This window comes from Pantoea sp. Z09 (assembly GCF_022394795.1).
GTDB classification, from domain to species: domain Bacteria; phylum Pseudomonadota; class Gammaproteobacteria; order Enterobacterales; family Enterobacteriaceae; genus Pantoea; species Pantoea latae.
The window spans coordinates 800,957-821,538 of record NZ_CP092373.1 but is presented as its reverse complement, the minus strand read 5'-3'; the positions used below and the strand labels follow the sequence as shown (position 1 = coordinate 821,538).

Below are 20,582 nucleotides of genomic sequence, written 5' to 3'. Positions count from 1 at the left end.
CAGCGCGGTAACACTCAGCCTTCGTGCAGGCCGCACTCGCGCTTCAGGCCAAAAAAGCGCGTCTCCTCTTCCGCCATGCCGGGCTCCCATTTGCGCGTGGTGTGGGTGTCGCCCACCGACAAATAGCCCTCATCCCACAGCGGATGATATTTGAGGTTGTGCTGCTGCAGATACTGGTGAATCTGGCGATTGTCCCAGTCGATAATCGGCAGCACTTTGAACACGCCGCGCTGCACGCCGAGCACTGACAGGCCGGCGCGGCTGCTGGACTGATCGCGGCGCAGCCCGGCGAACCAGGTCTGCGCGCCCAGCGTCTGCAGCGCGCGGTTCATCGGTTCAACCTTGTTGATCTGGTTATACTGCTCGATGCCCTCAACGCCCTGCTCCCACAGCTTGCCGTAGCGCGCCTCCTGCCAGGCTGGCGAGGTCTCGGCGCGAAACACCTGCAGGTTGAGACCGAGCTGTTCCGTCAGCTGGTCGATAAAGCGGTAGGTTTCCGGGAACAGATAGCCGGTATCGGTCAGGATCACCGGAATATCGGGCTGCTGACGCGTCACCAGATGCAGCGACACCGCCGCCTGAATGCCGAAACTCGATGAGAGCACAAAGGCGCCCGGCAGGTTCTCCAGCGTCCAGCTGACGCGCTCCTCCGCCGACTGTTTCTCCAGCTGCGCATTGGTGGCCGCTAACGCCAGCGTGCGCTCGACTTTGTTCATGTCACTCAGTGCTGCGAGGTCGAACTGACTCATACTGCCTCCGAATCCCAGAAGTCACGTGCCGGATCGATCACCGGCTTGACGATGCCCGCGCGGATCGCGAAGTCGCCGAAGCCTTCCGCGCCGTGACGCTCCTGCGCCCAGCGGCCTACCAGCTCGTCGATGCTGGCGAGGATCTCGCTTTCGGTGATGTTCTCGCGGTACATGCGCGGAATGCGCGTGCCGATACGGTTGCCGCCGATATGCAGGTTGTAACGACCCGGCGCTTTGCCCACCAGCCCAATTTCCGCCAGCATGGCACGGCCGCAGCCGTTCGGACAACCGGTAACGCGTAGCACGATGTGCTCTTCGCCCACGCCGTGACGATGCATGATCTCTTCGACTCGGGTGACGAATGCGGGCAGAAAACGCTCTGCTTCCGCCATCGCCAGCGGACAGGTCGGGAACGCCACGCAGGCCATCGAGTTCTCGCGCTGGGCGGTGACACTCTCCATCAGGCCGTGTTCGCGCGCAATCGCCTCAATCTTCGCCTTTTCGCTCTCCGGCACGCCGGCGACAATCAGGTTCTGGTTAGCGGTCAGGCGGAAGTCGCCCTGATGCACGCGCGCGATCGCCGCGATGCCGCTTTTCAGCGGACGATCCGGGTAGTCGAGCAGGCGGCCATTTTCGATAAACAGCGTCAGGTGCCACTTTTTGTCGATGCCTTTGATCCAGCCGATACGGTCGCCGCGCGTGGTAAATTCATACGGGCGAATCGGTTCGAAGGTCAGGCCGGCGCGCTTCTCCACTTCCGCCTTGAAGGTTTCGACGCCGACGCGCTCCAGCGTGTATTTAGTCTTGGCGTTTTTACGATCGGTGCGGTTGCCCCAGTCACGCTGGGTGGTCACCACCGCCGCCGCCACCTCCAGCGTCTTATGCAGCGGCAGATAGCCGAATTCGCTGGCGGTGCGCGCATAGGTCGCTTTATTGCCGTGTTCGATAGACAAACCGCCGCCGACCAGCAGGTTAAAGCCGATCAGCTTGCCCTTCTCCGCCACGGCGATGAAGTTAAGATCGTTGGCGTGCAGATCCACGTCGTTGTGCGGCGGGATCACCACGGTGGTTTTAAACTTGCGCGGCAGGTAGGTCTCGCCGAGGATCGGCTCCTCATCCGTGGTCGCTACCTTCTCTTTATCCCACCAGATTTCGGCGTAGGCGCGGGTGCGCGGCAGCAGATGCTCGGAGATCTTCTTCGCCCACTCGTAGGCTTCCTGATGCAGCTCCGACTCAACCGGGTTAGAGGTGCAGAGCACGTTGCGGTTGACATCATTGGCGGTCGCCAGCGCGTCGAGGCCCACCTCATGCAGCATCTGGTGCGTCGGCTTAACGTTCTTTTTCAGAATGCCGTGAAACTGGAAGGTCTGACGGTTGGTCAGACGAATGCTGCCGTACAGGGTTTTCTCGCTGGCGAACTTGTCAATCGCCAGCCACTGCGTCGGCGTAATGATGCCGCCTGGCAGACGGCAGCGCAGCATCATGGCGTGACGCGGCTCCAGCTTCTGCTCGGCGCGCTCGGCACGAATATCGCGGTCATCCTGCTGGTACATACCGTGGAAACGGATCAGCAGGAAGTTATCGCCGCTAAAGCCGCCGGTTAGCCCCTCGTCGAGGTCTTCCAGAATGGTGCCGCGTAAATAGTTGCTCTCTTTTTTAAGACGCTCGGCGTCAGCCAGCTTGCCTTCAACGACCAGCGGTCCAGGGTGTTTTTCGCTCATCAGTAAACGTCTCGTTGATAACGGCGCTCAATGCGCAGCTCACTTAAAAATTCGTCGGCCGTTTCACGATCCATTGCGCCGTGTTCGACCACCACATCCAGCAGCGCCTGCTCGACATCTTTCGCCATACGGTTGGCGTCGCCGCAGACATAAATATGCGCGCCCTCTTCGATCCAGCGCCACACTTCCGCCCCTTTGGCGCGGATTTTGTCCTGTACGTACACCTTCTGCTCCTGGTCGCGCGACCAGGCGAGATCGATATGGGTCAGCAGGCCATCCTTCACATACTGCTGCCATTCCACCTGATAGAGAAAATCCTCGGTAAAGTGCGGATTGCCGAAGAAGAGCCAGTTTTTGCCGCCGGCGCCGTCGTTGTCGCGCTGCTGCATAAAGGCGCGGAACGGCGCGATGCCGGTGCCCGGCCCAATCATAATCACCGGCGCGTCGGGGTTGGCAGGCAGGCGGAAGTTATCGTTATGCTCGATAAAGACGCGGATCGGCGCATCCTCTTCCAGACGATCGGCGAGATAGCTGGAGGCGCCGCCCGCGCGGGCACGGCCGTCGATGTCGAAACGCACCGCGCCGACGGTGATATGCACTTCGGTTTCGTTCTCCGCCTGCGACGAGGCGATAGAGTAGAGGCGCGGCGTCAGCGGACGCAGCAGCGCGGTCAGCTGCTCGGCGTTGAGTTCAGTCGGCGCGTTACGCACCATATCGACGATGGGAAAGGTCTGCGCGTAGTGCTGCAGCTTCGCCTTGTCGCCCGCCAGCGCCAGCAGCGTCTCATTGCGCGACAGCGCGGCGTACTGCTCGACGATCTGCGCGGTGTTGACCGTCAGCTCGAAGTGCTTTTGCAGCGCCTCGCTCAGTTGCAGGGTTTCGTTGTTGATCTGCACCGGCTCGTCGCCTTTCAGCCACAGCAGGCCCAGCAGCTCGGCCACCAGATCCGGGTCGTTTTCATACCAGACCCCCAGCGCGTCGCCCGGCTGGTAGCGCAGGCCGGAGTCGCCCAGATCGATTTCGATATGGCGCACATCCTTATCGGAGTCGCGTCCGGTAATTTTCTGGTTCAGCGCAAAGCTGGCAGAGAGCGGCGCCTCTTTGCTGTAGGGGCTGCTGTGCACTTCATTGACGCTGCCCGCGGCGGTGGCGATCGCCTGCGCCGGGGTTTCGCTCGGCACGCGCTGCTTCAGCACCTCAACCAGCGCGCGGCGCCAGCTGGCTGCCGCCTCGGCGAAATCGACGTCGGCGTCGACGCGATCCAGCAGGCGCTCTGCGCCCAGTTCCGCCAGGCGACCGTCAAAGTCTTTACCCGCTTTGCTGAAGAATTCGTAGGAGGTGTCGCCCAGGCCGAGCACCGCAAAGGCGGCGCCATCCAGCTTCGGCGCTTTTTTCGACATCAGGAATTTATGCAGCGCCACCGCCTCTTCCGGCGGATCGCCTTCACCCTGCGTCGAGGTGACAATCACCAGCAGTTTTTCCTGCGCAATCTGCTTGAACTTGTAGTCGCCGGCGTTCACCAGCTTCACGTTCAGCTTTGCCGCCTGCAGGTCGTCGCGCAGCTGTTCCGCCACGCGGCGCGCGTTACCGGTTTGCGACGCCGAGATCAGCGTAATCGCCGGGATCTCCGCCGCCGCGGGCGCGCTGGCCGCGACGCTGCCTGGCGTCTGATTGATCATTCCCCAGAAGTAGCCAGAGAGCCACGCCAGCTGGGTGGGCGAAAAATCAGTGGTTGCCGCCTGTAAGCGCGCAAGCTGCTCCGGGTTAAGCGGAAGCAGAGAACCTGGGGGTGCCTGAGTCGTCATCGCGTTAAAAATTCCAGTATCTAAAGTCCGGACGGTAAAGTAGCAGGAAGAGTTGTAGGTTACCGGCCCGTATATTAACGATTAAATACGCCTTCGACATAATTAATAACCAAAATGACTAAGTGGTTTTTTGGGTAGACCTAATCGCTAAAACTGGTATAGAAAAGGCTTATCCCTCAGCGGGTTAAAACAGGCTACGCACTGCCAGGCAGGGAAAATGATCCTTTCTGGCGTGGCGGGTGCGAAAATTCCGCATTTCAGGTAGAATTCCCCGGTTTTTAAGCCTGAGAGCCATTATGTCTACCACACTGTTTAAAGAGTTCCAGTTCGAAGCCGCGCACCACTTGCCTAACGTCCCGGCAGGGCACAAATGCGGTCGCCTGCATGGTCATTCGTTTCTGGTGCGACTGGAAATTACCGGCGAAGTGGACGCGCATACCGGCTGGGTGATGGATTTCGCCGAACTGAAAGCGGCGTTCAGCCCGCTTTATGACCGCCTCGATCACCACTATCTCAATGAGATCCCGGGTCTGGAGAATCCCACCAGCGAAGTGCTGGCGAAATGGATTTGGGATGAGATGAAGCCGCTGCTGCCGGAGCTAAGCGCGGTGATGATCAAAGAAACCTGCACCGCAGGCTGCGTTTATAAAGGCTAACGCCCGTCTGGGCTGCGGTTGACGCAGCCCGCTCTACGCTTCTTTACGCTCGCGTCATCTCTCTGTCATCTGCCGCCTCTAGGTTGTTCTCTCCTCTATTAAAGATCAAGAGAATCAACGATGAACCTGAAGCACCTTGCTGCCTTCGCGCTGCTTTTCACCGCCTCTGCCGCCGTTCAGGCACAAAACGTACTCGACTTTCCCCAGCCGGAAAACGTGCCGGATGAGTTTTACGCCGTCACCGAAATCCCGGCGGGCGGCATCATTAAATATGAGACCGACGCCAAAACCGGCTTTATCGTGGCGGATCGCTTTCAGTCGATGCCGGTGGCCTATCCGGCCAACTACGGCTCTCTGACGCAGTCGCTGGGCGGCGATAACGATCCGCTCGACGTTATCTTCTATACCCGCGCACCGCTGCAGCCCGGCACGCTGATCAAACTGCGCGCCATCGGCGTGCTGAAGATGATCGACGGCGGCGAAGTGGACGATAAGATCGTCGCGGTGCCAACCAGCAAAATCGATCCCACTTATGACGATATCAAGAGCCTGAGCGATCTGCCGAAGATCGAGCAGGAGCGTCTGCAGGCGTTTTTCCGTGTCTATAAACAACTGCCGGACGGCCGCAAAAAGGTCGAGCTGAAGGGATTTGAAGGCGCCGACGTGGCGAAAGACGAGATCAAGAAGGCGTTTGACGCTTATAAGGCGAAGCAGTAATACGGGCGGGCGGCGCGCTTCGCCGCCCTGCTCGCTGTGGTCAGGCGATATTAAGGTACTTGTGCGTCTGCATCGACAGGCGCCAGTTGCGCGCGATGCAGGTATCGATGCAGAGTTTGGTCGCCGCGTCTTTGCGGCTGATGGGCTGCAGCGCAATAATGCGCGCTTTGCTGTCGCTCAGCGTCGCCAGCAGTTCGTCCAGCGCCTCGACGTCACGCTCGCGCGCCACCGGATGCTTGATCTCGTCCGCACGCTGCAGCGCCTGCGCCAGCACATCATAGCCGCCGCGCATATTGACCTTCGGCGACACCGTCACCCAGGTGCGATCCGAGCAGTGCACTTCATGAGTGCCGCTGGTTTCAATCTGGCACTGAAAGCCGTGCGCTTCTAATGCAGTGGTGAGCGGGCGAAGATCGTAAATCGCCGGCTCGCCGCCGGTGATCACCACGTGACGCGCCGTCCAGCCCTGACGCTGGATGGTCTCAATCAGCAGCGCCGCATCGGCGTTGCCCCAGGCTTCGCTCTCCACCGTTTTGATCAGAATATCGCCCAGCGCCGTTTCCCGATCGGCTCGTTTTTCCCAGGTATGTTTGGTATCGCACCAGCTACAACCTACCGGACATCCCTGTAAGCGGATAAAGATGGCCGGGACGCCGGTGTAAAATCCTTCACCCTGCAGCGTCTGGAACATTTCGTTAATCGGGTATTGCATTACGGACTCGCTAGAAAAAAACAGGGCGCTGATTATGGCAGATTTGCCGCGCAGCTCAACCACGCGATGTGCCTTTTCTCCGGGCCACAAAAAGCAAAAGCCCCGCCAGGGCGGGGCTTTCTCTCAGGCAATGCCGTCGGCTGACGGCATCAGCAGGCGATTACGCCTGGCCTTTCACTTCTTTCAGACCGTTGAACGGCGCTTTAGAACCCAGCGCTTCTTCAATACGGATCAGCTGGTTGTACTTGGCAACGCGGTCAGAGCGGCTCATAGAACCGGTTTTGATCTGGCCTGCTGCGGTACCGACCGCCAGGTCAGCGATGGTGGCGTCTTCGGTTTCACCTGAACGGTGTGAAATCACCGCGGTGTAGCCTGCATCTTTAGCCATCTTGATCGCCGCCAGGGTTTCGGTCAGAGAACCGATCTGGTTGAATTTGATCAGGATAGAGTTAGCGATGCCTTTCTCGATGCCTTCTTTCAGGATTTTGGTGTTGGTCACGAACAGGTCGTCGCCCACCAGCTGGATTTTGTCGCCCAGCACTTTGGTCTGGTAGGCGAAGCCGTTCCAGTCTGACTCGTCCAGGCCATCTTCGATAGAGACGATCGGGTACTGTTTGGTCAGATCTTCCAGGAAGTGGGTGAACTCTTCAGAGGTAAAGGCTTTGTTGCCTTCGCCAGCCAGCACGTATTTGCCGTCTTTGTAGAATTCAGACGCCGCGCAGTCCATCGCCAGGGTGATGTCTTTGCCCAGCTCGTAGCCTGCTGCTTTTACCGCTTCCGCGATAACGGCCAGCGCTTCAGCGTTGGAGCCCAGGTTCGGCGCGTAGCCGCCTTCGTCGCCCACAGCGGTGTTCAGGCCTTTTGACTTCAGCACTTTCGCCAGGTGATGGAAAACTTCAGAACCCATGCGGATCGCTTCTTTCACAGTGGAAGCGCCAACCGGCTGGATCATGAACTCCTGAATGTCGACGTTGTTGTCGGCGTGCTCACCGCCGTTGATGATGTTCATCATTGGCAGCGGCATAGAAAATTTGCCCGGGGTGCCGTTCAGCTCAGCGATATGCTCATACAGCGGCTGACCTTTAGAGGCCGCAGCCGCTTTCGCCGCCGCCAGAGAAACCGCCAGAATGGCGTTTGCGCCGAAGTTGGATTTGTTTTCAGTACCGTCCAGGTCGATCATGATCTTGTCGATGTTCGCCTGATCTTTCGCGTCTTTGCCTTTTACCGCATCCGCAATCGGACCGTTAACCGCAGCAACGGCTTTAGTCACGCCTTTGCCCAGGAAACGAGATTTGTCGCCGTCGCGCAGCTCCAGTGCTTCGCGAGAACCGGTAGAAGCGCCTGACGGTGCCGCTGCCAGACCGACAAAACCACCTTCCAGATGTACTTCCGCTTCTACAGTCGGGTTGCCGCGGGAGTCGATGATTTCGCGACCGATGACTTTAACGATTTTGGCCATTACGATTTTCCTCAGTACAAGTTAGTCAATCCTAAGACAAACAACGCGCGAAAAGTTCGCGCGCTGCTCGTGAAACTTACTTCGCTAAACGCTTCTGGTGATCCTGCGCGGCCTTAACAAAGCCGGCGAACAGCGGATGACCGTCGCGCGGTGTTGACGTGAACTCCGGGTGGAACTGGCAAGCCACAAACCAGGGGTGGTTCGGGATCTCGATGATCTCGACCAGCTGGTCGTCGCCAGAACGTCCGGCAATGCGCAGCCCTGCGGCTTCAATCGGCTTCAGCAGCAGATTGTTGACTTCGTAGCGGTGGCGATGGCGCTCGACGATGGTGTCGGAGCCGTAGAGCTGACGGACTTTGCTGTCCGGCGTCAGCTGGCACTGTTGGCTGCCGAGGCGCATGGTGCCGCCCAGGTCGCTGGTTTCCGTGCGCTGTTCCACGTTGCCGTTTTCATCACGCCATTCGGTGATTAACGCCACCACCGGGTATTTACAGTCTGGCACAAATTCCGTGGAGTTGGCGCCTTCCATCCCGGCGACGTTGCGCGCGAACTCCATCAGCGCAACCTGCATGCCGAGACAGATGCCCAGATAGGGCACGTTGTTTTCGCGCGCATACTGCGCGGTCATCAGCTTGCCTTCCACGCCGCGGTAGCCGAAGCCGCCGGGGATCAGGATTGCGTCGAGATCCTTCAGGATTTCAACGCCGCGCGTCTCGACATCCTGCGAGTCGATCAGCTTGATATTGACCGTGACGCGGTTTTTCAGGCCGCCGTGCTTCAGCGCTTCGATCACCGATTTGTAGGCGTCCGGCAGTTCGACATATTTGCCGACCATGCCGATGGTCACTTCGCCGCCCGGGTTGGCTTCTTCGTAGATCACCTGCTCCCATTCGGACAGGTTGGCTTCCGGCGCATTGAGGTTGAAGCGCTTGCAGATATAGTCATCCAGACCCTGCGACTTCAGCAGGCCCGGGATTTTGTAGATGGAATCGACATCTTTCAGCGAGATAACCGCTTTTTCCGGCACGTTACAGAACAGCGCGATCTTGGCGCGCTCGTTCGCCGGCACGGCGCGGTCAGAACGGCAGATCAGCACGTCCGGCTGGATGCCGATAGAGAGCAGCTCTTTAACCGAGTGCTGGGTCGGCTTGGTTTTCACCTCGCCCGCCGCCGCCATATAGGGCACCAGCGTCAGGTGCATATACATGGTGTGCTCGCGGCCAACGTCAACCGCCATCTGGCGGATCGCCTCCAGGAACGGCAGCGACTCGATGTCACCCACGGTGCCGCCGATCTCCACCAGAACGACGTCGTGACCTTCGCCACCGGCGATGATGCGCTCCTTAATAGCGTTGGTGATGTGCGGAATAACCTGAATGGTCGCGCCGAGATAGTCGCCGCGACGCTCTTTGCGCAGCACTTCGGAGTAGATACGACCCGTGGTGAAGTTGTTGCGGCGCGTCATTTTAGTGCGAATGAAGCGCTCATAGTGACCCAAATCCAAATCGGTTTCGGCCCCGTCGTCGGTGACGAACACTTCACCGTGCTGAGTAGGGCTCATGGTGCCCGGATCGACGTTGATGTAGGGATCCAGCTTCATGATGGTCACGTTCAGACCACGTGCTTCGAGAATGGCTGCGAGGGAGGCTGCGGCAATGCCTTTACCCAGAGAGGAAACGACCCCGCCGGTCACAAAAATATAATTCGTTGTCATGCTGAACCTGAGAGTTTAGGTTTAAAGACGGTGGAATAACCAGGACGGGAAAACAGTATACCGGAAACCCCTGCTAGCCACAATTGATGAATCACCGCCATCCTCCAACGCATTGCTGCGGGTAACATAGCGGATAGCGGCGCAACAAATGTTGATGCAGGTCACAACTTTTTTCTTGCGCTGAATCGAGTAAGCGTGACCGGCTATATTCTGCGCAGCGCTGGAATAATCAGCGTTTTTCGCTCGCCTTCACCTGCTGCCAGGCGGCCTCCATCTGCTCCAGCGTCGCCTCAGGCATGGCAAGTCCCTGCGCGGCGATAAGGGTTTCTACCGCGCGGAAGCGGCGCTCGAACTTATCGTTCGCCTTCTGCAGCGCGGTTTCCGCTTTACTGCCGAGATGGCGCGACAGGTTGACGGTGGCGAACAGCAGATCGCCAATCTCCTCTTCCAGCTTGTGCGGATCCACCGTTGCCTGCTGCGCCTCGTGCATCACCTCGTCAATCTCCTCGTGCACTTTATCCAGCACCGGGCCAATTGAGGTCCAGTCAAAGCCAACGTTGTGGCAGCGCTTCTGGATCTTATGGGCGCGCATCAGCGCCGGCAGCGCTTTGGGAATGTCGTCGAGCGCCGAATGCTGCGCCTTTTCCGCTCGCTCCGCGCCTTTAATCGCCTCCCAGTTTTTCAGCACCTCGGCGCTGTTTTCAACGCTGGCGTCGCCGAAAATATGCGGATGGCGCCGCTCCAGCTTGTCGCTGATGGCGTCGCAGATATCGCTGAAGTCAAAACGCCCCTGCTCGCTGGCCATCTGCGCGTAAAACACCACCTGAAACAGCAGGTCGCCCAGCTCGCCGCGCAGGTCGTCGAAGTCCTCGCGCTGGATAGCGTCCAGCACTTCATAGGTCTCTTCCAGCGTATAGGGGGCGATAGAGGCGAAGGTTTGCTCGCGATCCCACGGGCAGCCGCGTTGCGGATCGCGCAGGGTTTGCATAATGCCCAGCAGGCGATCGAGTGCGCTCATAGTCAGTCCTTGTTCAATCGGGGAGAAGAAAGCGGGGATGAGCGCGCGCCCATCCCGCAAAATCAGTGAAGACGTCGGGCGTCGATGATATCAGGCACCTGATTGAGCCGCGACAGCACGCGGCCCAGCACCTGCTGGTTGTAGATTTCAATATCCATATCGATGGTGGCCAGCTGCTTGCGGGTGTCGCTGCGGCTGGAGACGCCCAGCACGTTGACCTTCTCGTTGGCGAGAATGGTGGTGATATCGCGCAGCAGGCCGCTGCGATCGTTGGCGGTGACGCGCACCACCAGCGAGTAGCCGCTGGAGTAGCTTTCGCCCCATACCGCGTCGACGATGCGCTCCGGCGCGTGGGAGATCAGCTCCGCCAGCTGGTCGCAGTCGGCGCGGTGAATCGAGATGCCGCGTCCCTGAGTGATAAAGCCGACGATATCGTCGCCCGGAATCGGCTGGCAGCAGCGCGCGATATGGTGCATCAGGTTACCGACCCCTTCCACCACCACGCGGCCGCTCTCTTTGCGCGACGGCGGCGAGTAGCTTTTCTGCGTCAGCTGACGCAGCGCCTCGCGATCTTCCTCTTCCGCGCTCGGCTTGTTGAGCTTCGCCTGCAGGAAGTTCACCATCTGATTGAGGCGAATGTCGCCGCCGCCGATCGCCGCCAGCAGCTCGTCCAGCGAGGTGACGTTATAGCGCGGCAGCAGCAGCTTCTCCGCTTCGCGCAGGCTGATATCGAGCTGATTCAGCTCGCTGTCGAGGATCTGGCGGCCCGCGGCGATATTTTTGTCGCGATCCTGCTTGCGGAACCAGTTGTGAATTTTGGCGCGCCCGCGGCTGGTGGTGATATAGCCGAGGTTCGGGTTCAGCCAGTCGCGGCTCGGGTTCGGCTGTTTCTGGGTGATCACCTCGACCTGATCGCCCATCTGCAGCTGATAGGTAAAGGGCACGATGCGGCCGCCGATCTTGGCGCCGATGCAGCGGTGGCCGATATCGCTGTGAATATGGTAGGCGAAGTCGAGCGGCGTCGAGCCGGCGGGCAGATCCACCACGTCCCCTTTTGGGGTAAAGACGTAGACGCGATCGTCGAACACCTGACTGCGCACCTCTTCCAGCATCTCGCCGGAGTCGGCCATCTCTTCCTGCCAGGCGATCAGCCTGCGCAGCCAGGCGATGCGCTCTTCGTGGCCGGAGGCGCCGCGCGCGCTGCCGGTGCTCGGCCCCTCTTTATATTTCCAGTGCGCGGCGACACCCAGCTCGGCGTCTTCATGCATCTGCCGGGTGCGGATCTGGATCTCGACGGTTTTGCCTTTTGGCCCGAGCACCACGGTGTGAATCGACTGGTAGCCGTTCGGCTTAGGGTTGGCGACATAGTCGTCAAATTCCGCCGGCAGGTGGCGATAGAGGGTATGCACGATGCCAAGCGCGCCGTAGCAATCCTGCAGGCGCTCGGCGACGATGCGCACCGCGCGCACGTCGAACAGCTCGTCGAACGCCAGCGACTTCTTCTGCATTTTGCGCCAGATGCTGTAGATATGTTTGGGCCGGCCATAGACCTCGGCGCGCACGCCCTCTTTCACCATCTCTTTGCGCAGCGAATCAACGAAGTTCTCGATGTACTGCTCGCGGTCGATGCGGCGCTCATGCAGCAGGTTGGCGATGCGTTTGTATTCATCAGGATGCAGATAGCGGAAGCAGTAGTCCTCCAGCTCCCATTTCAGCTGACCGATGCCGAGACGGTTGGCGAGCGGCGCGTAGATGTTGGTGCTCTCTTTGGCCGCCAGCACGCGCTCATCTTCCGGCGCGTCTTTCATCTCGCGCAGGTTCATGATGCGCTCCGCCAGCTTGATCACCACGCAGCGGAAATCTTCTACCATCGCCAGCAGCATGCGGCGCACGTTGTCCACCTGCTCGGAGGCCATCGAGTCGTTGTGGATCGCTTTCAGCTGGCGAATGGCGTCCATATCGCGCACGCCGTGCACCAGCGTGACGATGCCGTTGCCGAAGGTTTCGCTCAGCTCCTCTTCGCTTACCACTTCCGCATTCGCCAGCGGGAAAATCAGCGCGGCGCAGGAGCTTTCGATATCCATGCTGAGCATCGAGAGGATCTCCACCATCTCAATGCCGCGCCACAGCAGCAGCGACTGCTCGGGATGATCCTGCGTCTGGGCTTCGCAGTAGCGCCAGGTCTCAGCGATGCGTTCACATGATTGCGGGTTGGCAATGCCAAGACTGGCGATCCACTGATCGAGAGCGAACTCCCCTGCCGTATTTAAATGCGCACTTCTGACCGCAACCATATCCTCTCCTGCCACAGCAGCATTAATTGCCGCTTATGTTTTGCTGAACAGCACCATGGATTCGAGATGACGGGTATGAGGGAACATATCCAGCATCGCGACCCTTTCCAGATGGTAGCCCGCCGACAGCAATGTCTGGCTGTCGCGAGCAAGCGTTGTGGGATTACACGAAACATAGACCACGCGCGTCGGCGCAAGTTTAACCACATGCGCCATCACGCCCGCCGCCCCGGCGCGCGCCGGATCGAGCAATACCTTGTTAAATCCCTGCGCCGCCCACGGCTGACGCGTAACGTCTTCCTCCAGGTTGTGCTGGAAGAAGCGGACATTTTTAAGATTATTCAGCTGCGCATTATACGCTGCCTGCCGCACTAATGCTGCAACACCCTCCACACCCACTGCATTTTGTACGAATTTTCCTACAGGGATCGTAAAGTTTCCCATGCCGCAAAAGAGATCGAGCACGCGATCGTCCGGCTGCAGATCGAGCCACGCCATCGCCTGCGCCACCATCTGCTGATTGACCGCGTCGTTGACCTGAATAAAGTCCTGCGGGCTAAAGGTCAGCCGCACCTCGCCCGAATGGTAAAACGGCTCGCTGCCGCGCACCTTTTCCAGCGCCTCGCCGCCGTCGAGAAACAGCATCAGGCTCCTCTCATGCGAAAAGCGTTCCAGTTTTTCACGATCCTCGGCGTGCAGCGTGTCGAGATGACGCAGCACCATCAGCGGGCCGTTATCCGCCAGCACCAGCTCGACGTGCCCGAGCCGGCTGGCGCCCTTCAGCGCGCTGAGGCAGTCGCGCAGCGGCGGCAGCAACGCCTCAAGTTCGGGCGCCAGAATGGGGCATTCGCGGATTGCCACCAGATCGTTGCTCGCCTCCTGACGAAATCCCATCTGCAGCTCGCGCGTTTTCGGCTGCCACTGCAGGCCGAGCCGCGCGCGGCGGCGGTAGCCCCACGTCGGTCCGGCGATAATCTCGTCCACCGCCACGGTGCGCTGCGCCGTCTGGCTCAGCATGCGCGACAGCGCCGCCGCCTTGCTGCGCTGCTGCAGCGGCTCGGCGGCGTGCTGCTGCTGACAGCCGCCGCAGCGGGTAAAGTGCGGGCAGCGCGGCGTGACGCGCTCCGGGCTGGTGCTGAGCAGCCGCGTCGCCTTGCCGCGCGCGTAGTGGCGCTTCTCCTCCACCAGCGTGACCTCCGCCCGTTCGCCGGGCAGCGCGCCGCTGATAAACAGGGCTTTGCCCTGATGCCGAGCCACGCCCTGGCCAAAGGGATCGAGTTCATCGACGGTAACGGTGATGCGTTGCTTAGTCGTCACGCGCTGTTTTGCGGAGTAAAATTGCGCCATAGTGTTCACTGTTCTCAAAAAATTCAGCGTGTACGCGCCAGAGCGCGTCACAGGGATAACGGGCTTGCAAAAGCCGGCGACTATTATGACGAAATACAGCCTGCGGGCGCGAATGATGATTTTAATTCTGGCGCCGACACTGATGATCGGCCTGCTGCTCAGCTCATTTTTCGTGGTGCACCGCTACAACGAACTCCAGCGCCAGGTGATTGACGCGGGCGCCAGCATTATCGAGCCGCTGGCGGTCTCCAGCGAATACAGTATGACCTGGCACGACCGCGACGCCATCCGCGCGCTGGTCAGCCTGCTGCACCGTCGCCACTCCGATATTGTCCGCGCCATCTCAATATTCGACAACAATAACCATCTTTACGTCACCTCGAATAACAACCAGAACCTGAGCCTGCTGCAGCAGGAGGATATTCGCGCGCTGCCGGATGAGGTTTCAATGGAGCGCCACGGCACGCTGCTGATCCTGCGCACGCCGATCACCTCGGAGCGCTACGCCATAGACGAACTGCCCAGCGTCGACACCAAACCGGCGGGCAATCCGCTCGGCTACGTGGCGATTGAGCTGGATCTGCAGTCGGTGCGCCTGCAGCAGTATAAAGAGGTGTTTGTCGCCACCCTGATGCTGCTGTTTTGTCTCTGTATCGCCATGCTGTTCGCCTATCGCCTGATGCGCGACGTTACCGGTCCGATCCGCAATATGGTCACCACCGTCGACCGCATCCGCCGCGGCCAGCTCGACAGCCGCGTCGAGGGCTACATGCTGGGCGAGCTGAGCATTCTGAAAAACGGCATCAACGCCATGGCAATGTCGCTGACCGCCTACCATGAAGAGATGCAGCACCATATCGATCAGGCGACCTGGGATCTGCGGGAAACCCTGGAGCAGCTGGAGATCCAGAACGTCGAGCTGGACCTGGCGAAAAAGCGCGCGCAGGAAGCGGCGCGCATTAAGTCGGAGTTTCTCGCCAATATGTCCCATGAGCTGCGCACCCCGCTCAACGGCGTGATCGGCTTTACCCGCCAGATGCTAAAAACCTCGCTGGGCACCACGCAGCGCGACTATATGCACACCATCGAGCGCTCGGCTAATAACTTACTCAGCATTATCAATGACGTGCTCGACTTCTCTAAGCTGGAGGCGGGCAAGCTGGTGCTGGAGTCAATCCCCTTCCCGCTGCGCGCCACGCTGGACGAAACCATTGTGCTGCTGGCGCCGTCGGCCCATGACAAAGGGCTGGAGCTGACGGTGCTGTGCGACTGCAGCGTGCCGGATAACGTTATCGGCGATCCGCTGCGCCTGCAGCAGATCCTGATCAACCTGCTGGGCAACGCCATCAAGTTTACCGAGCGCGGCACCATCGATCTGCGCGTCGAGCAGCGCGCCGTCAGCGCCACGCGCGTCGAGCTGGAGATTCAGGTGCACGACTCCGGCATCGGCATTTCCGAGCAGCAGCAGACGCAGCTGTTTCAGGCCTTTCGCCAGGCGGACGCCAGCATCTCCCGCCGCCACGGCGGCACCGGGCTGGGGCTGGTGATCACCCAGAAGCTGGTCAGCGAAATGGGCGGCGAAATAACCTTCCACAGCCGGGTTAACGAAGGATCGACCTTCTGGGTGCGGATACAGCTCGATCTCAATCCCAACGCGCCGACGCTGCCGCGCGCCCTCGACGCGCTGTCGCGTTCGCGCATGGCCTATGTAGAGGCGCACGCTGCCTCTGCCGATGCGGCGCTGAAGATGCTGCGCGTCACGCCGCTGCAGGTAGAGTACAGCGAAACCCTCTCCGGGCTGCGCGAGCCGCACTATCCGCTGCTGCTGGTGGGGCTGCCGATTGATATCACCCAGCACGAACTGCTGGACGACGCCTTTATCGACGCCCTGCTGAACCGCGCCGACTGCGTGCTGCTGGCGCTGCCGAGCGCCATGATGCTGCTGGCGGATCGGCTCAAGGTGCGCGGCATCCACGGCTGCCTCACCAAACCGGTCTCCACCACACGTCTGCTGCCGCTGCTGGCGGATCTGCACACCCGCCAGCGCAACGAGCTGCCCAACGGCGCGCGCCTGCCGCTGCGGGTGATGGCGGTGGATGACAACCCCGCCAACCTTAAGCTGATCGGCGCGCTGCTGGAGGAGCAGGTGCAGCATATCCTGCTGTGCAACAACGCCGAGCAGGCGATCGCCGCCGCGCGCGTCCAGCCGCTGGATATCATTCTGATGGATATTCAGATGCCGGAGATCGACGGCATCCGCGCCAGCGAAATCATTCGCGGCCTGCCGCTGCACGCCAACACGCCGATTGTGGCGGTGACGGCGCACGCCATCGACGGCGAACGCGAACACCTGATCAAAGCGGGGATGAACGACTATCTGGCGAAGCCGATCGACGAAAGCCGGCTCAGCCAGCTGCTGGCGCGCTACAGCCCGACGCTGCCGGCGATCGCCACGCCGGTGCCTGCGGTGTCGCCGTCGCTCGACTGGGAGCTGGCGCTGCGTCAGGCGGCGAATAAACCCGATCTGGCGCGCGACATGCTGAAGATGCTGCTCGACTTTCTGCCGGAGGTGCATGAGAAGCTCGACGCCTTTATCGCGGCAAAAGAGGTGCAGGGGCTGCGCGAGATCATCCACAAGCTGCACGGCAGCGCCAGCTACAGCGGCGTGCCGCGCATGAAGCAGCTCTGCCGTCAGCTGGAGAAGAACCTGCGGCAGAGCAGCGATATCGACGATCTGGAGCCGGAACTGCTGGAGCTGCAGGACGAAATGGAGAACGTGGCGCGCGAGGCGCGGCGGTTACTGGGTGAAAGCTAAAGAGAAGAAAAAAGCGAGCGGCGACAGGCCACACAAAGAGCGTGCCGCCGCCGCATCGCAGCAGCAGTGGCGGCAGGCTAACGCCGCGGCGCTGGCCGAACTCAACCGCATCACGGAGGCGCACGGTTTACTCTCGGACCAGCACCGCCTGTTTTAACGCGCGGCGGCTTTCGGCCGCCACACCCACAGCGCCGCAATCGCCAGCGCAAACAGCGCGCCGAAGCCGACGCCGGTCGCCACCGCGGGCGCGCCCGCCTTCACCGCCAGCGTGTAGAGCCCCAGCATCGTCAGCATGGCGATATTCTCGCCAAAGTTCTGCACCGCAATCGCATTGCCCGCGCCGACGCTGGCTTTGCCGCGCGCCTGCAGCACGGCGTTAAGCGGCACCACGAAAAAGCCGCCCAGCGCGCCCGTGACGATCAGCAGCAGATACGCGCTGGTCAGAGAATGCTGCATCGAGAAGATCACCACCATTACGCCAATCAGCACGCCCGCAGGCATACAGCGCCGCACCGTCTCCAGCGTCACCAGCTTCGCCGCTGCGCCCGCGCCGAACACGATACCGATCGCCACCATGGCGTTGAGCGTGGTCGGCGTGGCGTTGTCGCTGATGCCAAGCGCCACCGGCACCCAGAGCACCAGCAGGAAGCGCAGCGTCACGCCCGCGCCCCAGAACAGGCTGGTGCCGAGAATAGAAAAGCGCGTCTCGGCGTTATGCCACAGCGCGGCGCAGGCGCGGTAAAAACTGCGCAGCATCGCGCCGGGATTCCAGCTCTGACCGGGACGCGCCGCCACTAGCGCCGGAATAAAGAGGTTCGCCACCACCGCCACCGCGTAGGTCAGCGCGCAGATCGCCAGCGCCGCCATCAGGCTCCAGTCGGCGAGCACGCCGCCCGACACCGAGCCGAGCAGAATAGCGGCGATAGTAGAACTCTCCATCATGCCGTTGGCTTTCACCAGCTTCTCGCCGGAGGTCAGCTCGGTCAGGATGCCGTACTTGGCGGGCGAGTAGGCCGCCGCGCCGACGCCCACCAGCGTATAGCCGACGAAAGGATCGAAGCCGAAGCAGATCAGCAGCGCGCCCAGCAGCTTCAGGCTGTTGGCGAACATCATCACCCGCCCCTTGGCGAAGCTGTCCGCCAGCTGGCCGACAAAAGGCGCCAGCAGAATATAGGCGGCGACGAACAGCATCTGCATCACCGGCTGGCTCCAGTCGGGATAGCGTTCGCTTTTCAGCAGCGCCAGGGTGGCGAACAGCAGCGCGTTGTCGCCGAAGGCGGAGAAAAACTGCGCGCCCATTACCGCCAGCATGCCGCGCGAACGCAGAGACGTCTCCTGCTGCGTATTGATGCCGTTCATGCCTGCTCCTCTTCCGCCATTTTTTTCAGGCTGACGTAGTCCGGTTTGCCGCTGCCCAGCATCGGCAGCGGTTTCATGACGCGAATGTCGCGCGGCACCGCCATCTCCGGCGCGCCCAGCTCGCGCGCCGCCTTCTGCAGCGCGTCGCGCTTCAGCTCACCGTCGGTGGTGAACAGCACCAGCGCCTCGCCGCGGCTGCCGTCGGCGCGCAGCGACGCCGCGTGCTGGCTCTCCGGCGAGGCCTTCAGGGCGATCTGCTCGACGCTCTCCAGCGACACCATCTCGCCGGCGATCTTGGCGAAACGTTTGGCGCGCCCCTGAATCTGACAGAAGCCGCCTTCGTCAAAGGAGACGATATCGCCGGTGTCATACCAGCCCGCCTCAAGCTGCCCTTCGCCATTGTCGGCGGCGGGCGCTTCCAGCACGCCGGGCTTTTCGACGCGCAGATAGCCGTTCATGATGTTCGGCCCGCGCAGCTGCAGGCGTCCGCCCTGCTCGATGCCTTCGACCGACATCAGACGCGAATCCATACCCGGCAGAATGCGGCCGACAGTGTGCGCCTTCGCCGCCATCGGCACGTTGATCGCCACCACCGGCGCGCATTCGGTCACGCCGTAGCCTTCAAGGATGCGTATGCCATATTTCTCCATGTAGATCTGGCGCGTCGCCTCCTGCAGCTTCTCCGCGCCCGCCACCACGTAGCGCAGGCGGGCAAAGTCATAAGGCGCGGCAAAGCGCGCGTAGTTGCCGAGAAAGGTCGAGGTGCCGAACAGCACGGTGCAGTTGCGGTCGTAGACCAGCTCCGGCACGATGCGATAGTGCAGCGGGCTGGGATAGAGAAACACCTGCGCGCCGGTCATCAGCGGCGTGAACAAACCGACCGTCAGGCCAAAGGCGTGGAACAGCGGCAGCGCCGACATAAATTTGTCGCGCGGGGTAAAATCCGCCACGGTGCGGATCTGCTCGACGTTCGCCAGCAGGCTCTTATGCGAATGCACCACCCCTTTGGGATGGCCTTCCGAGCCGGAGGTAAACAGCACCATTGCCGCCTCTTCCGGCTGGCGCGCCAGCTGCGCGCGACGCGGCAGCAGCAGATGCGCGAGGATCCAGAGCTTGTCCTGCGTCGTCACGCTGTCGCGCAGATCCTCCAGATAGATCCACTCCACCTCGCTCAGCCCCTGCGGCAGATGCCAGAGGTTGCCCTTCTCGATAAACTGGCGCGAGGTGAAAACGGTTTTCACCTGCGACGCGGTCAGCGCCGCGCGCATGCCATTGACGCCGGCGGTGTAGTTAAGCATCGCCGGGACGCGGCCGCGCAGCGAGGCGCCGAGGATCGCCGCCGCGGTCACCGTGGCGTTGGGCAGCAGCAGGCCGACGATCTCCCCCGGCTGGCTGTAGCGTTCGAGGATGCGCCCGACGCCGAGCGCCTTTTTCAGCAGCCCGGTGTAGCTGTCGGGCTGCATATTGACGTCTTCGATGCAGGGCTTGAACGCGCCGTAGCGGGCGCGGGCGTTGAGGAAGGCCTCATAGAGGGTTTCGCGCGGGCGCACCGCCATACGCGCCTCCATCATCACGTGGTGCAGGTGCTCGCCCGCCAGCTGGCGGCGGTCGCGCGCGCGTTTCGCCTCCGGCATCGGAATGCGCGTCGCGGGCAGGATGGTCAGGGTGATGCGGGGAAACAGACGGCGCTTAAAGACACCGCCCAGCCGGCCAAACGGGGTATATTCCGCGCCTTCGATGCGCATCGGCACCACGCTCGCCTGGGATTTGGCGGCGACGAACCCGGCGCCGCTGTAGATCTTCATCAGCGATCCGGTGACGGTAATGCGCCCTTCCGGGAAGATCACCACCGGACGGCCGCTGTCGATCAGCCGCACCAGCTGTTTGATCGCCATTGGCCGCGTGGGATCGAGCGGCACGAAGTCGATCAGCGGCTTCACCAGCCGCATATACCACTGCTCGCTAACAGAGGAGTAGACCGCGAAAACCGGCCTGATCGGCAGGAACAGCGCCAGCAGCGCGCCGTCGAGAAAGGACATATGATTGGGCGCGATCAGCACTTTGTCCTGATGCAGCGCGGCGGCGTCGCCGCGCAGCTCTACCCGCCACAGCAGGCGGCAGACCAGACGTAAAAATGTAAACAACATGCCAGCTCCATAGCATCGCTAAAAGGTTCCTAACGATGCAGGATCTGGCGTCGTTCGACAAGCGCCAGC

Annotated in this window: 15 protein-coding genes; 4 read left to right on the top strand and 11 right to left on the bottom strand. The window is 61.1% G+C overall.

Annotated elements, in window-relative coordinates; translation table 11 throughout:
- Window positions 1–14 precede the first annotated feature (14 nt).
- Genes MC269_RS03925 through cysJ form a run of 3 tightly spaced genes read right to left on the bottom strand, consistent with a single transcriptional unit; the run spans window position 15 to window position 4,275 of the window.
- A complete protein-coding gene (locus tag MC269_RS03925; protein WP_081140945.1) occupies window positions 15–749 on the bottom strand; it encodes a phosphoadenylyl-sulfate reductase in 735 nt (244 codons plus the stop codon).
- Window positions 746–2,470, bottom strand: a complete 1,725-nt coding sequence (gene cysI, locus MC269_RS03920; RefSeq protein WP_081140944.1) for an assimilatory sulfite reductase (NADPH) hemoprotein subunit — start codon at window positions 2,468–2,470, stop codon at window positions 746–748. Before cysI ends, MC269_RS03925 begins: the two co-directional genes overlap by 4 nt.
- Window positions 2,470–4,275: an NADPH-dependent assimilatory sulfite reductase flavoprotein subunit gene (cysJ, locus tag MC269_RS03915; protein ID WP_239954078.1), complete on the bottom strand. Its 1,806-nt coding sequence runs from the start codon at window positions 4,273–4,275 to the stop codon at window positions 2,470–2,472. Before cysJ ends, cysI begins: the two co-directional genes overlap by 1 nt.
- A gap of 296 nt (window positions 4,276–4,571) precedes the next feature.
- Between cysJ and queD the strand changes: the two genes are divergently transcribed.
- Window positions 4,572–4,931 (top strand): 6-carboxytetrahydropterin synthase QueD, encoded by a 360-nt coding sequence (queD, locus tag MC269_RS03910; RefSeq protein WP_081140942.1) that lies wholly within the window; start codon window positions 4,572–4,574, stop codon window positions 4,929–4,931.
- Window positions 4,932–5,051: 120 nt separating this feature from the next.
- Entirely contained in the window at window positions 5,052–5,648 is a 597-nt protein-coding gene (locus MC269_RS03905; protein ID WP_239954076.1) for an inorganic diphosphatase, read from the top strand.
- A gap of 40 nt (window positions 5,649–5,688) precedes the next feature.
- On the opposite strand, the gene queE is transcribed toward MC269_RS03905, so the two are convergent.
- The 6 genes from queE to rlmD all read right to left on the bottom strand — a co-directional run bounded on the left by queE (window position 5,689) and on the right by rlmD (window position 14,192).
- Complete coding sequence (gene queE / locus MC269_RS03900) at window positions 5,689–6,360, bottom strand: 7-carboxy-7-deazaguanine synthase QueE (RefSeq protein WP_239954074.1); 672 nt, start codon at window positions 6,358–6,360, stop codon at window positions 5,689–5,691.
- A 160-nt stretch (window positions 6,361–6,520) separates the two neighbouring features.
- Complete coding sequence (gene eno, locus MC269_RS03895; RefSeq protein ID WP_033752120.1) at window positions 6,521–7,819, bottom strand: phosphopyruvate hydratase; 1,299 nt, start codon at window positions 7,817–7,819, stop codon at window positions 6,521–6,523.
- A gap of 76 nt (window positions 7,820–7,895) precedes the next feature.
- Window positions 7,896–9,533 carry a glutamine hydrolyzing CTP synthase gene (gene pyrG / locus MC269_RS03890; RefSeq protein ID WP_033752123.1) on the bottom strand — a complete coding sequence of 546 codons (1,638 nt, stop codon included), beginning with the start codon at window positions 9,531–9,533 and terminating at the stop codon, window positions 7,896–7,898.
- A 229-nt stretch (window positions 9,534–9,762) separates the two neighbouring features.
- The gene (gene mazG / locus MC269_RS03885) at window positions 9,763–10,551 is read right to left on the bottom strand and encodes a nucleoside triphosphate pyrophosphohydrolase (RefSeq protein ID WP_239954073.1); all 789 of its coding nucleotides are present in this window, start codon (window positions 10,549–10,551) and stop codon (window positions 9,763–9,765) included.
- A 62-nt stretch (window positions 10,552–10,613) separates the two neighbouring features.
- Window positions 10,614–12,845, bottom strand: a complete 2,232-nt coding sequence (gene relA / locus MC269_RS03880) for a GTP diphosphokinase (RefSeq protein WP_239954071.1) — start codon at window positions 12,843–12,845, stop codon at window positions 10,614–10,616.
- 33 nt (window positions 12,846–12,878) lie between these two features.
- Window positions 12,879–14,192, bottom strand: a complete 1,314-nt coding sequence (gene rlmD, locus MC269_RS03875; protein ID WP_239954069.1) for a 23S rRNA (uracil(1939)-C(5))-methyltransferase RlmD — start codon at window positions 14,190–14,192, stop codon at window positions 12,879–12,881.
- An 85-nt stretch (window positions 14,193–14,277) separates the two neighbouring features.
- Between rlmD and barA the strand changes: the two genes are divergently transcribed.
- Window positions 14,278–17,007 (top strand): two-component sensor histidine kinase BarA, encoded by a 2,730-nt coding sequence (gene barA / locus MC269_RS03870; protein WP_239954066.1) that lies wholly within the window; start codon window positions 14,278–14,280, stop codon window positions 17,005–17,007.
- Window positions 16,997–17,164 carry a type II toxin-antitoxin system CcdA family antitoxin gene (locus MC269_RS03865; protein ID WP_239954065.1) on the top strand — a complete coding sequence of 56 codons (168 nt, stop codon included), beginning with the start codon at window positions 16,997–16,999 and terminating at the stop codon, window positions 17,162–17,164. The genes barA and MC269_RS03865 overlap by 11 nt, the downstream gene beginning before the upstream one ends.
- On the opposite strand, the gene lplT is transcribed toward MC269_RS03865, so the two are convergent.
- Together lplT and aas are read right to left on the bottom strand one after the other, a co-directional pair.
- Entirely contained in the window at window positions 17,161–18,366 is a 1,206-nt protein-coding gene (gene lplT / locus MC269_RS03860; protein WP_239954063.1) for a lysophospholipid transporter LplT, read from the bottom strand. The genes MC269_RS03865 and lplT overlap by 4 nt on opposite strands.
- Complete coding sequence (gene aas, locus MC269_RS03855; protein ID WP_239954061.1) at window positions 18,363–20,513, bottom strand: bifunctional acyl-ACP--phospholipid O-acyltransferase/long-chain-fatty-acid--ACP ligase; 2,151 nt, start codon at window positions 20,511–20,513, stop codon at window positions 18,363–18,365. Before aas ends, lplT begins: the two co-directional genes overlap by 4 nt.
- Between the last annotated feature and the right edge of the window lie 69 nt (window positions 20,514–20,582).